This is a genomic window from Chryseobacterium sp. CT-SW4, assembly GCF_048572715.1.
In the GTDB taxonomy this organism is placed as follows: Bacteria; Bacteroidota; Bacteroidia; order Flavobacteriales; family Weeksellaceae; genus Chryseobacterium.
The window spans coordinates 612,215-626,226 of record NZ_CP183840.1 but is presented as its reverse complement, the minus strand read 5'-3'; the positions used below and the strand labels follow the sequence as shown (position 1 = coordinate 626,226).

At 36.1% G+C, this 14,012-nt stretch carries 10 protein-coding genes; 5 read left to right on the top strand and 5 right to left on the bottom strand.

The window, feature by feature from the left end; translation table 11 throughout:
• Position 1 precedes the first annotated feature (1 nt).
• On the bottom strand, positions 2-2,968 hold the full coding sequence (locus tag ABJ974_RS02805; protein ID WP_419869868.1) for a SusC/RagA family TonB-linked outer membrane protein: 2,967 nt from the start codon (positions 2,966-2,968) through the stop codon (positions 2-4).
• Positions 2,969-3,388: 420 nt separating this feature from the next.
• Here ABJ974_RS02805 and ABJ974_RS02800 point away from each other — a divergent pair, with 420 nt between their 5' ends.
• Positions 3,389-3,973: a ribonuclease HII gene (locus ABJ974_RS02800; protein WP_419869867.1), complete on the top strand. Its 585-nt coding sequence runs from the start codon at positions 3,389-3,391 to the stop codon at positions 3,971-3,973.
• Positions 3,974-4,046: 73 nt separating this feature from the next.
• Here ABJ974_RS02800 and yidC read toward each other — a convergent pair whose 3' ends face one another.
• The 3 genes from yidC to ABJ974_RS02785 form a co-directional block, all read right to left on the bottom strand.
• Positions 4,047-5,846 (bottom strand): membrane protein insertase YidC, encoded by a 1,800-nt coding sequence (gene yidC, locus ABJ974_RS02795; protein WP_419869866.1) that lies wholly within the window; start codon positions 5,844-5,846, stop codon positions 4,047-4,049.
• Positions 5,847-6,034: 188 nt separating this feature from the next.
• The gene (locus tag ABJ974_RS02790; RefSeq protein ID WP_419869865.1) at positions 6,035-7,642 is read right to left on the bottom strand and encodes a CTP synthase; all 1,608 of its coding nucleotides are present in this window, start codon (positions 7,640-7,642) and stop codon (positions 6,035-6,037) included.
• 124 nt (positions 7,643-7,766) lie between these two features.
• Positions 7,767-8,336 carry a YceI family protein gene (locus ABJ974_RS02785; RefSeq protein WP_419869864.1) on the bottom strand — a complete coding sequence of 190 codons (570 nt, stop codon included), beginning with the start codon at positions 8,334-8,336 and terminating at the stop codon, positions 7,767-7,769.
• Between the two features lie 221 nt (positions 8,337-8,557).
• Here ABJ974_RS02785 and radA point away from each other — a divergent pair, with 221 nt between their 5' ends.
• From radA to ABJ974_RS02770, 3 genes are all read left to right on the top strand, one after another.
• A complete protein-coding gene (radA, locus tag ABJ974_RS02780) occupies positions 8,558-9,907 on the top strand; it encodes a DNA repair protein RadA (RefSeq protein WP_419869863.1) in 1,350 nt (449 codons plus the stop codon).
• A gap of 84 nt (positions 9,908-9,991) precedes the next feature.
• Positions 9,992-11,557, top strand: coding sequence for a zinc-dependent metalloprotease (locus ABJ974_RS02775; protein WP_419869862.1), 1,566 nt, complete (start codon positions 9,992-9,994; stop codon positions 11,555-11,557).
• 80 nt (positions 11,558-11,637) lie between these two features.
• Positions 11,638-12,237 (top strand): acyl carrier protein phosphodiesterase, encoded by a 600-nt coding sequence (locus ABJ974_RS02770; RefSeq protein ID WP_419869861.1) that lies wholly within the window; start codon positions 11,638-11,640, stop codon positions 12,235-12,237.
• Positions 12,238-12,807: 570 nt separating this feature from the next.
• Here ABJ974_RS02770 and ABJ974_RS02765 read toward each other — a convergent pair.
• Positions 12,808-13,308, bottom strand: a complete 501-nt coding sequence (locus ABJ974_RS02765; RefSeq protein WP_419869860.1) for a DUF6702 family protein — start codon at positions 13,306-13,308, stop codon at positions 12,808-12,810.
• Between the two features lie 65 nt (positions 13,309-13,373).
• Between ABJ974_RS02765 and ABJ974_RS02760 the strand changes: the two genes are divergently transcribed.
• Positions 13,374-13,952, top strand: a complete 579-nt coding sequence (locus ABJ974_RS02760; protein ID WP_419869859.1) for a HupE/UreJ family protein — start codon at positions 13,374-13,376, stop codon at positions 13,950-13,952.
• The last annotated feature ends 60 nt before the right edge of the window (positions 13,953-14,012 follow it).

The window sequence follows — 14,012 nt, the reverse complement described above, 5'->3', positions numbered from 1 at the left end:
TTTAGAAGTTAACATTTACATTAAAACCAAAAGTCCTCACTGCCGGATACTGATTAGAGGCCGCAATTCCTTGAGCGTTTCCTGTTGTAAATGAAGTTTCAGGATCTGCATAGTTTCTGTTTTCTTTAGAATACTTCGTAAATGGATTTCTGGCATGAACCCCAATAGTAAGACCGGAGATACCTGAATTCTGTAACATGGATGAAGGGAAAGTATACGATAACGCAATTTCTCTAATCTTGAAGAAAGTCGCAGATTTTACAAAGTTTTCACCAATCTGAGTATACACGTTGCTGTAATAATCAATTACATCATCATAAGTTTCACCTCCCGTTTTAATGGAAGTATTAGCTACATAGTTACCACTTGCATCAGCATATACTGAATTAGGCATTATAAATCCTCCCTGAGTTCTGTCAAATGCAGCACTTTCCTCTAACTGACCAGAGAAAGCATAAGACTGCATAGCTCCTGCATAGAATTTACCTCCTATTCTCCAGTCGGCTACTGCAGATAGTTTAATCCCTTTATAAGTTAGGTTAGTTGAAAAACCAAAAGCATATTTAGGATCAACCCTTCCCATTGTCTTTAAAGTCGTAGTATATAAAGGATTTCCCGTATTCGGATTAATGATGATTCTTCCCTGGTCATCTCTCTGATAAGCAGTTCCTTTAATTACAAAACCTTCTCCTTTAACAGCATATACCCCAGCAAGGCTGCTACCTCCAACAAATACCTCATCAGCATCTTCAGAAACTTCTAGGATATCCGCTTTAAATGTAGTAAAGGTAGATGTCACCTCCCATCTGAAATCTCTTGTTTTCACAGGTACTATCGTAATATCCGCATCCAAACCTCTGTTTCTCAGTTTACCGATATTATTTCTTAATAAAGAAATACCTGAAGCATAAGAAGCTCCGTTAGCAATAATCATATCCCTGGTATCATCCTGATAAATAGATGCTCCCAACAAAATTCTGTTATTAAACAAACCTGCATTAATACCGATTTCTTTTTTAGAAACTTTTTCCGGTTTAATTTCAGCATTGGTCTGCGTAGTAGGGATCACAAAGCTTAACGCTCCACCTGTAGGACCACTCGTAGTATATGGGAATCCGTTAGCAAGTTCAAAATAATTACGGATAGCATATTCCGCAACCTGTGAAGCATTCGCCGTACCCATAATAGATCCGTATACTTTCAAGTAATTAAGAGTTTCCCCTCCAAAATCAAATGCTTTTGTAGGAACAAAACTTAACCCTACGGACGGATAAAAGTAACTTCTGTTATTAACACTCAATACAGAGTTCCATTCATTTCTTCCGGTAGCCGTCAAAAATAAATAATCTCTGAAACTTAAATCCAGGTTAGCAAAAACTGCCTGGCTATTATATGACCCCCTTGTGTTATCCAGACTATATGGGAGTGTCGGGTTGGAAAGGTTCCATATCTGATATAATCCAGGAATAATAATCCCTGTCCCTCCCGCAGATGTTGTGTTATAGCTAGTATTTTGGAAATTATGACCTACGTTTAATTTTAAATTCAAATCATCTGTCAAATCATAATTAAAATTAACCAATAAATCTCCATAGTATTTAGTTAAGCTTGTACTAGATTGATTGTATGATGATATTTCAGAAGTTGCATCCGGAATCAATATATCGGACCAACCATCATTCCAGTTTCGGCTTTCACCTGTATTAAACTGTACATTGGCTCTGTATAAGATATCAATATGCTTATTCAGTTTATAATTAGCACTACCTATTAAATTCAACCTGTTGGTAGTTGCATTATTTCTTACGTGATTGATATACCAATAAGGGTTGTTATAGTAAATATTCCAGGCATAAGCTCTGTCTCTTACCCCTGAAAAAAGGGAAATAGGAATATCTGCAGAAGACTGAAGCAGGTCACTATACAGATTAGAGCTGGTTGTAGACGTTTTTTGTCTTGTATAGTTTACGATGGCATCAAATGACCATTTGTTATATTTAATACCAGCCTTTAAAAATGCAGACGTTCTATTCAGTTTATCATCTTCTACTACAAACTCTCTCTGCATATTATCGATAGACATCAATAAATAACTATTTTCTCCTCCTACATTTACCGTAACTCCATTTTGAAGAATGGTTCCTACTTTAAAGAAATCTTTAACATTATCTTTACCATACGGAGCAAATTTGGACTGAATTGCCGCAGCATCATCAGGTGTCAGAGCATCATCATTTGGATTCGTTTCGATTATTCCGTCATTATTATAATCATACAATGGAATACCATAAGGTACTGTCTGCCCTCCTAAAGAAGAACTGAAAGCAGGCCCCCAAGCTCCATTTTCTACATTCACCTTAAGGCCAGACCATCCCTGCCCATACAATCTTTGTCTTTTCGGAAGATAAGCAACACTTTCAAAGTCAGTTACACTATTGAAGGTTACATTCATCCTATTGGACTTTGAACCTCTTTTTGTCGTAACTAAAACAACTCCGTTCACACCATCAGAACCATACAAAGCAGCAGCCTGCGCTCCTTTAATAATGTTCATAGACTCTATCAGTTCTGCCGGCAATTGCTGTAATGCCGTTGCAGATGAAATGACATTATCTATCACTACTAAAGCCTGGTTATTACCTGTAATAGAACGATTTCCCCTGATGACAATTCTTGGAGATCCCGTTACGCTGGAATTGGTATTATTAATTGTAACCCCGGAAGTTTTTCCCTGTAAGGATAAAATTGCATTGGGGTTACCTGCTGCGGTAAGAGCTTCATTGGAAACCACCTGAATTGCAGAAGTTTGGGCATCTGCCTTTTTTTGAATACCTAAGGCACCGGTAATTACTACCTCCCCGATACTCTGCTCTCTTATAATTGTATCATTTTCCTTCCTTTGAGCATTTACTAAGGCAAAAGAAGATGAGACAACAACTAACAGAACACTTGTCGTTAATTTCTTCATATCTAATTGATTATTTATATTTGGCTGCAAATATGTGAAAATTTCTTAAAATTTCAAAAAAAAATTATAAAATAGATCAAAAAATATTTTAACATCAATATAAACAACTATAAATTATACAAAAATCAACAAATAAAGATTTATATAAAAATATCAATAAATAGAAATAAAATTAACTCACAAACCAAAGAAATAAATAGTATTGATATTCAACTAATTAAATATAAACGCTATTAAAGTCCAATAAAAACAACAAGAAAACATATAATAAATTAACATTATATTATGAAAACTTTATTAAATTAACTTTTAAATAAAGACTTGTTTCATTGACTGATCATGGTTATTTCATTTTCAAAAGTTTAAAGTTTATCTCTCAATCTATTGAAGATGAAATCAAAAAATTATATATTTACACCCATGAGCCTAGTTAAAAAGATGTCAAGCTTTTATGTAGAAGCGGGCTGTGACGAAGTAGGAAGAGGTTGCCTTTGCGGCCCAGTAGTAGCTGCAGCTGTTATTATAGATGTCAATTTTGATCAGAATTTAGTCGACGATTCCAAAAAGTTAACCTTTAAAACCCGGATGGAACTGGATAGCTATATTAAAGAAAATGCAGTGGATTATGCTATTGCAGAGCTTTCCCCTGAATTTATCGATCAGCACAATATTCTTAACGCAAGCATACATGCTATGCACCAGGCTTTGGACAAGCTCACAACAAGACCGGAGCTCATATTGGTAGATGGAAATAAATTCCACCCCTATAATTATATACCTCATCAGTGCATTATAAAAGGAGATTCCAAAATCCTTTCAATTGCAGCAGCTTCCATTATCGCAAAAAATTATAGAGACAAACTCATGATGGAGCTTCACAAGGACTTCCCACAATACGGATGGGATAAAAACTTCGGTTATGCTACAAAATTCCACCGCGATGCATTAATCAAGTTCGGCCCTACTAAGCACCACAGACAGTCCTTCCGGTTAAAATATGATTAAGACCAAGTTTTTAAAAACTTTTAAATAAAAAAAAGAGAAGCTAGTGCTTCTCTTTTTTTATAATTAAACTTAATTATTTCTTTTTATTTCGACCTTGTTCAGCCGCTTTTTGCTGCTCCTGAGCTTTTTCCATCATTTCTCTCATTCTTCTCTGGAACTTCCCTTCCGCTTTCGGCTTTTCTTTATTGGCCTGAATTTGCGCGTGGATTTTCTTTTCATCCAGTATCCAGTATTTAATCACAAGAATAATCAGGATATTAATCGCATTGGATACAAAATAATACCAAGAAAGACCTGATGCTGAAGTATTTAAGAAAAACAGAAATGTAATAGGGAAAATATACATTAATACTTTCATATTAGGCATTCCTTCCTGCTGAGGCTGTTGGATATTTCCTGAAGTCATAAGTGTATAGATCAAGATCACCACGGTACAGGCAATTGCAAAAATACTTAAATGATCTCCAAGGAATGGAATTTTAAACGGCAGCTTTATTAAATCATCATATGCCGTCAAATCTTTTGCAAACCAAAATCCTTTCCCTCTTAAGTCGATAAAGTTCGGGAAGAAACGGAATAATGCATAGAATATAGGAATCTGCACCAATGCCGGTAAACAGCCCGCCATCTGATTAACACCCGCTTTCCGGTATACCTCCATGGTTGCCTGCTGCTTTTTCATAGGATCTGCATCTTTCAGCTTGGCATTCACCTCATCAATTTCCGGGCGGATCACCCTCATCATTGCACTCAGCTTATGCTGCTTATACATGATAGGAGATAAGATCAGTTTCACAATGATCGTCATTACGAAAATAACCCATCCTGCAGTTAATCCCCACGAAGCAATAATATTGTACATAGGAATAAAGAACCAACGGTTCATCGTTCCGATAAAGGACCATCCTAACGGCAGAATCTCATCAAAGTTTTTGTCATAAGATTTTAACAGCGGTAAATCAAGTGGCATAAAATACCACGTAAAATCCTGATTCAGCTCACTACCAGCCATCTGAACCTGCCCTTCATAATTAAATTTCTTCAAAAATTCTCCCTCATCGAAAGCTTCCTGGTTTCCTTTACTTTGTGTAAATCCATTTTTAGCTTCTATAATTGAAGAGAAAAACTGTTGCTTTACACCAATCCAGTTAAGGGTTTCCTTAGCTTCATCCATAGTAGTTCGAGCATCATAATCATAAGATTTAAAATTATTGAAAACATACGAAAACTCAGAGTGAGACTGCTCCTGCGCTCTACCTTTTTCTAAATTTCTTACACTATAATCCCATTTAAAATCAGCTTTTGAATCCGATGTCACTTTAGCCAATCCCTGAGTTCTCACTTTAAAATCCAGGGTATATTTAGGTAAAAGTGTATATACAAATTGAATTACAGCTCCATTATAATTGGCAGTCATAGTAATCGCATTACCACTCACTGTTGGAGAAAACACCAAATCTTTGGTATTAAATTCCTTACCGGTTTTATCTTTAAACTGAAAGCCGTAGCTGGAGTTATTCTTATTAATTAAATAAAGAGGCAAATCAGCTTTATCACTTTTATGATCATAAGCTTTGTATTGCAATAGTTCCACTTTGGAAACCTGTCCTCCCAAGCTTGAGAATTCGAGTTTCAATTCGTTATTGGATAAATTGGAAACCTGAATAGCGTTTGGAGTAACATTAGGATTGATATTACTTGCCTGAGTTTGTTTTACCGCCGTTTTTGTCTGTTCTGTTTTCTGCTGCTGAGATTTTAGCTGTTCCTCATCCTGCTGTTTATTCTGAAAATAAAACATAAAGCCGAAAAGAACCAAACACAAAAACGCAAAACTAATCATTTGACTTTTATCGAGTCCGTTGTTTTGTTGCATTTTGATTTTATTAAATTATTTTTTCTAAATCCGCCTTTCAATCCAATAAAAATTGTTCCGGATTTCGAGCTGACAAAAATACTGATTTTTTATCAAAACTCTGCTTTTTACTCTATGAGTATATAATAAACTCAAGCTGACAATTATCAACCTGAGTTTATATAAGACGTTTCTATTATAATATTACTTTATTTCTTTTCACAAGCTTTTACAAATGCTTTAAATAAAGGATGCGGTGTGGCCACCGTACTTTTATATTCCGGATGGTACTGAACTCCTACATAAAAAGGATGTCCGGGCATCTCTAAAGCCTCTACCAAACCTGTTTCAGGATTGGTTCCTGTTGCCATAAAGCCGTTTTTCTCAAATTCCTGTAAATAATCACTGTTAAATTCATAACGGTGACGGTGTCTTTCAGAAATATTCTTTGTTCCGTAGATCTCCGACAATGCAGAACCGTTTTTCAAAGAACACTTCCAGGCACCTAGACGCATGGTCCCTCCTTTTTCCACCACATTCTTTTGTTCCTCCATTAAAGAGATTACCGGATGTTCGGTAGAAGTATCAAATTCCATAGAGTTCGCTTTGGCATATCCCAATACATTTCTTGCAAACTCAATGGTCATAATCTGCATTCCCAAACAAATTCCAAGTAACGGAATTTTATTCTCCCTTGCATATTGGGCGGTAAGAACTTTTCCTTCAATTCCTCTGTCTCCAAATCCCGGAGCGATAAGGATTCCGTCCACGCCTTTTAAAGTACCTTTTATATTATCTTCCGTGATATCTCCACTGTATACCCATCTTATCTTCACCCCTGTTTCAAGGTCAGCTCCCGCATGTTTAAATGCTTCAGCAATGGATATATAGGAGTCCTGAAGGGAAACATACTTCCCTACCAATGCTATTTCAATTGTTTTTTTAGGATTCTGGAATTTTTTAAGGAAACTCTTCCAGTCTTTCAGATCAGCCTGCTTGTCACTCTTCAGATCCAATTCTTTTAAAACTACATCATCAAAGTTCTGTTTTTGAAGATACATAGGAACTTCGTAGATCGTATCCAGGTCTTTACATTCAATCACATTATCTAATGGAACATTGCAGAACTGCGCCAGTTTTGCTCTTTGCTCCTTAGGAATTTTATGCTCCGTTCTGCAAACCAGAACATCTGCCATAATTCCGCTTTCCATCAACTGACGAACAGAATGCTGGGAAGGTTTTGTTTTCAATTCCCCGCTGGAAGCCAGATACGGAAGTAATGTCAAATGAATAACCATTGAATTATTTTCCCCCAGTTCCCACTTAAGCTGGCGAACGGTTTCGATATAAGGTAAAGATTCAATATCTCCTACAGTTCCCCCGATTTCCGTAATGATGATATCGTAGTTCTGTTTGGAAAGAATTTTTATTCTTCTTTTGATCTCGTTGGTAATATGAGGAATTACCTGAACTGTTTTCCCAAGGAAATCTCCTTTTCTTTCTTTTTCTATTACAGTCTGGTAAATTTTCCCGGTGGTAACGTTATTATTTTGAGAAGTAGGAGCATCCAGATAACGCTCGTAATGACCTAAATCCAGATCCGTCTCCGCACCATCTTCAGTGACATAACATTCTCCATGCTCATAAGGATTCAGTGTTCCCGGGTCAATATTAATATAAGGATCTAATTTTTGGATGGTTACATTAAAACCGCGTGATTTTAGCAGAAGTCCCAGAGAAGCAGAAACGATTCCTTTTCCCAAAGATGAAGTTACACCTCCTGTCACAAAGATGTATTTAGTATTCTTTTTACTCATTAGATTAGGTTTGTGCAAAGTTATGGGAAAAAGAAATACGAGACAATTATTTCCAAAAAATAAAAAGGTTTCTCAAAAATTACTTCTGAGAAACCCCTTTTAAATAAAATTATGTATATGAAAATTATTGTTTTACCAATTCAAAATAAAGATTAACATCTACATCTTTAGCAACACCTGCTCCTGTAGGATCATATTTAATGTTATAATCCAAACGGTTAACCGTGAATTTTGTCTGGAAGCCAACAACTTCTTTTCCCTGCTGATTTTTAACCAGGCCACCATATGTTACCGGAACACTGATTTCCTTAGTTACGTCCTTAATGGTCAGTTTACCTTTAAGGGTATAAGTATTGTTTTTACCTTTTGTTAAAGAAGTACTTTCAAATTTCATAGCCGGAAATTTTTCAGCTTCAAAGAAATCAACACTTTTCAAGTGTTTATCTCTCATTTCAACGCCGGTATTAACCGTATTCACATCTACCGTGAAATTAAATTTAGCATTCTCCAGGCTTTCCCCCGGAGCTGTTATACTTCCATCAAACTTATCGAACCTTCCCTGCACAAAACTAATACCCATATGCTTAATATTAAAATTAACAGATGAGTGCATAGGATCTACATTCCATGTAGATTGTGCAAAACCAACAACGCTTACAAAAGCTAATACAAAAGTTAAAAATACTTTTTTCATGTAATTATATTTATTTTTTATGCGAGCAAAGGTATTCTAAGAAAAAATCGACGGCATTGATCTATGGTAATTTTTTAACAATAATAAAAATTATATTAAAATGATCAGCACATATAATCTTATGTTTAATTATTATTAAAATTTAAAAGGACATTTCATTTTTCTTTAAAAATACATTGAGCGTACTGAGAAGAATTCATTTTTTTTTGGAACTTTGCAGCATGGCAAAATTAAAAACAGCATATATCTGTCAAAATTGCGGCACCCAGTATTCTCAATGGATGGGACAGTGCAAAAACTGCGGACAATGGAATACCCTTACGGAAGAGATTATTGAAAAAGCTCCTCAAAAGAGTTTATCACCCGTAAAATCCAAGCAACATGTCATCAATATTATAGAAGTTGAAACCAGTGAGGAACCCCGCATCAAAACCCCTTCTGAAGAGCTGAATCGCGTATTGGGTGGCGGTATTGTCTTAGGCTCGGTTACCTTAATCGGTGGTGAGCCAGGGATAGGAAAATCAACCCTCCTGCTGCAGCTTGCTCTTAAAATGAAGAAAAAAATATTCTATGTTTCAGGAGAAGAGAGTGCTTCACAAATAAAAATGAGAGCGGACAGGCTCACAGATATTCAAAATCCCAACTGTTTTTTGTTCACGGAGACTTCCCTGGAAAAAATCCTCCATGAAGCCAAAAAGCTGGAACCTGATTTTGTCATTATTGATTCCATTCAAACCCTGCAATCTCAGCTGATAGAAAGTTCTCCCGGCACCGTTTCTCAAATCCGGGAATGTTCCAATGAAATTATCAAGTTCGCCAAAGAAACCAATACCCCTGTTTTCCTGGTAGGTCATATTACCAAAGACGGACAAATCGCAGGACCTAAGGTACTGGAACATATGGTGGATGTCGTTCTCAATTTCGATGGGGACAGAAATCACCTTTTCAGATTATTGAGGGCTAACAAAAACCGTTTCGGCTCCACTTCCGAAATCGGCATTTATGAAATGATCTCACAGGGACTTAAAGAAATTAAAAATCCTTCGGAAATTCTCATTACCAAAAAATTTGAAGAGCTATCCGGAAATTCAGTTGCCGTAACGTTGGAGGGAAACCGCCCCATGTTGTTGGAAATCCAGGCTTTGGTAAGTACTGCTGTTTACGGAACACCTCAAAGAAGCTCTACGGGTTTTGATGCGAAAAGACTAAATATGCTCCTTGCCGTCCTGGAAAAACGGGCTGGTTTTCAGCTAGGCGCAAAAGATGTTTTCCTTAATATCACGGGAGGAATTAAAACAGATGATCCCGCCCTGGATCTGGCTGTTGTGGCTTCCATTCTTTCTTCCAATGAAGATATTGCCATTTCGGAACACTTCTGTTTCGCGGGAGAAATAGGTCTTAGCGGAGAAATCCGTCCTGTTGCCCAAATCGAACAGAGAATTACCGAGGCTGAAAAATTAGGATATGAAAAGATATTCGTTTCCAATCTTAACAAAATTCCTAAACGTAAATTCGGGATAAAGATTGAAGAAGTTAGCAAAATTGAAGATTTTCACGAAAGAATTTTTTAACATAATAAAAAAATTCACCCGGCGTTGATGTTTTTTGTATACATTTGTTAATCAACAGCATTTAAAAACCAAATCACATCAATCATGAAAACACAATTTACCTTTCTGGTATTATTTTGTGCTATGTTCTTATCGGCACAGACCAGACTTTTCGAGACTCCTGTTAACGAAAACAGACTGAATGACAATCAGAAAATCGGTAAAGAACTTGCTTCTAATTACCGGTCCACTCATTATTATATTCAGTCTTCCCCGGATTTAAAGTCGGACCTGCAAATCCCGCTGCCCACCGGTGAAGAAATTATCGCCAGGTATAATAAGACTTATACTTATGCCAATAAAAGTGAGTCTTATGTATATTCCATAGAAAATGCCCCACATGCCGAGCTGGTACTTTCCAAATACGGAAATATCGTAACCGGAATGTATGCTCCCGAACAGGGAGAAAAAGTAGTCTTCCACCAAACAGACGAAAGGACATTCGCCGTATCTGTATTAAGCGATACCAAAATTCTGGATCAGGACTCCAGAGACGATTATATCCTCGACAAAAATATGTATAATGAAATCAGCAATAAAGCCAATTCCAATGTATGTTCATCATCGACAGCCGTTTGCCCCGCTACAAGAATTGACGTCCTGGTGGTTTATACTCCCGCTGCAAGAACAGCCTGGGGAGGAGCTGCTCAAAGTAATTCTTATATAGCGACTGCCATCACCAATTTTAATACGTCGCTTACTAACTCCGGGGTTTCCAATGTTACCATAAACCTGGTATATTCCGGAGAGATCGCCTACACCGAATCAGGAAGCTTAAGCACCGACCTGCCAAGATTCAGGAATAATAATGACGGATATATGGACAGCGTTCATACCTTAAGAACAACTTACGGAGCTGATCTCTGTGCTTTAGTCGTAGGATCTCCCACCAATACTTGTGGACTTGGCTACCTTAATACCAGCAGTACCAATTACAGCAGTACAGCAGGCTTTAATGTAAGTTTATATAATTGTGCCGTTTCCAATTATTCCCTTGCTCATGAACTTGGGCACAACATGGGATTGAGACACGACTGGTATGTGGACTCCAGCACGACTCCATGCGACCATCATCATGGATACACCAACAGGACAGCTGTTAATTCCGGAACATCCAGTACTACTTCTCAAAGATGGAGAACCATCATGGCTTATAATGACGAATGTGCTTCCAAAGGAATAAACTGCACCCGGATCAACCGATGGTCCAACCCAAGTGTAAACTATAACAGTGAACCAACAGGAGTAGCCATAGGAAGCACCAATCCCGCCAATGAAGCTTTTGGTTTTGCACGTTTTGCCTGTGTAGTATCCAACTTTACTACTTCCACCACAAGAGCTGCCATGATCACCACAAGAGAAGATAGTACACCTTCTTTAGCTTCCCGCGAATTTAAGATATATCCTAATCCGGCTAAAGATGTAATCAATGTACAGGGCGGCAACGGAGAGTCATATAATTTTAAAGTTTACAATATAACAGGACAGCAAATCATAAGCACCTCCGAAACAACAATTCCTCTTAAAGGCTGGTTGCCCGGAGAATATTTCCTGAACATTTATAATAAAAACAACACCCTGATAGAAAGTAAAAAGTTTCTTGTAAGATAAATTCTTAAAAAAATCATAGAAAAAACCTTCAAATACATTAACTTTATTTGAAGGTTTTATTATAATAGCCTTTCACTTTTATGAATTACCTCGCTCACTCATTCCTCTCCTATACGGACGGCCAGCTTGTCGGTCAGTTTTTGGAAGATTTTATAAGAAATAAAGATCGTTTTCTGCTGCCCAAAGAAATCCAGGATGGAATTACCTTACACCGAGCCATTGATACTTTTACAGATTCACATCCTGTAATTCTTGAAGCTAAAAAAATATTCAGCCCTCTGGTAAGACTTTATTCCGGGGCTTTTCTAGATGTAAGCATGGATCATTTTATTGCCAATGACCTCAGCCTGCACTCATCACAAGGATGGAAGGAACATTCTTTAAAAACCTACAAAGTCCTTCACCAATATGAAGACTGGCTTCCTGAAAATTTCAAAATGATGCTAAGCAAAATGGAAAAAGACGACTGGTTATACAACTACCGTGAAGACTGGGGAATTAAATTTAGCATTCAAAATGTACTCAACAAGGCGAAATACCTGGAGAAAGATCTTCCGGTATTTGAGATCTTTTTAGAAAACAAAGATATTCTCAGAAAATATTATGAACTGTTCTTTCCCGACCTCATCCAATTCGCCCAGCAAACCCATGAACAGCTGAAGACAAATCACAAGCTATAAAAAAACAAAAAAACGCCTCCTTAAGAGGTGTTTCTTTTTTTAAATTAGTTAACATTTGTGCATTTAGAACATTTTTTGCCTATTTGTTTAATGCAATAATGATAATGGGAACTTTATCATTTATTTCTCACATAATACTCTATTTAATAAAAGACAGAGTATTTTTTTCTATACAGAAATCAAGTTACAAAAACAGTAATAAAAGTTAAAATTATTTCAATAATATGACCCTATATAAAAATATTAATATACATAAACTTATATTTTATATAAATTTAACTATTAACATCTAAACAAATATAATGATTTAAATTTATTACACCAACATTATAAACAAAAATTAATAGTGAATTTTTTAATTATAACTCACAATTTTCAGAAATAAAAATTTAATAAAAGTGGTTTAAATAAAGGATATCCGAGAAAAATAAAAGAATTAATTAAATTATAAGGAATTTCCTACTTCTATTTAAAGTGAAAAAATCTTCTATTTATGGTCTTTTTTAATGAAATTTATTTTTTTATGCTATAAATATAAATACGTTAAAAAAATAAACTACTACTATCCGGCTAGAATTGCTGGTACAAATAACGGTTGGGGTAAACCAGCTTTTCGCTTTTCCTTTTTCCGTTGACTATTATATGAACAATATTGATTTGATCATCGAACAGATTATACAGAAAGCTGACTGCCGTTTCTACCTTTTGAGGCGAATTTACCGTTTCCGATTCCAGATATACATTCACTGATTCACTATCCTCTTCATATCCTATATAATTTACTTTTACGAATGTCCCATTCACTTTAAGTTTCAGATATTCGGAAGCGTAGTCTTTCAGTGCCGTATTGAGTTGCGTTTTATATTTCTCATCATTGAAATGAAAAGGTTTTCCGTATTTTTTGCTCAATGCATTTTCCAAATCATCCAGGAAAAAGCGTCCTGCTATTTCAAATGTTTTAGACTTACCATTGTAATTCATTTCTACAGAACCTACATGATAAGGATGCTTACCTTCATTAAAGGAAAGCAGAATAAGAAAACCCAATACCAGAAAAAACAACTTCTTCATCATACAAAATATAAATCCGTTCCGAAATTAATCATTATTTTCGTATGCTTTATCAATAATCTATTATGCAGGATTTTTTATTTTATCTGAACCTGGGATGGGAACATATTATCTCACTGGATGCCCTGGACCATCAGCTTTTTGTTTTAGCCTTAATAACCGTCTATTCTTATAATGACTGGAAAAAGATCCTGATCCTCGTTACAGCCTTTACAATAGGACATTCTATAACTTTAGCATTAAGCATTCTCGATATTGTAAGGGTTCCTTCCGACTGGGTGGAATTTCTGATCCCGCTCACGATAGTGATCACCTCCCTGGACAACATTATCATGAAAAACCATAAGCAAAGCCTGATGAGAATGAATTATTATCTGGCTTTAATCTTCGGACTTATTCATGGAATGGGATTTGCCAATACGGCAAGGGTTATGATTGCCAAAAGCCAGAGCATCGCCATTCCTCTACTGGGATTCAATATAGGATTGGAGCTCGGGCAGATCGTAATTGTAGGCTTTATACTTATCATCCTCTTTATTCTACTCAAACTATTCCGGATCAATAAAAAGGACTGGGTCCTGTTTGTTTCTTCTGGAGTCTTCGCCCTTTCATTAAAAATGACTTTAGAAAGAATTCCATTCTAATATCCCAAAAACATTAATAGTTTTTAATCACTTTATTATTATATTTGAAAATTCTTAACT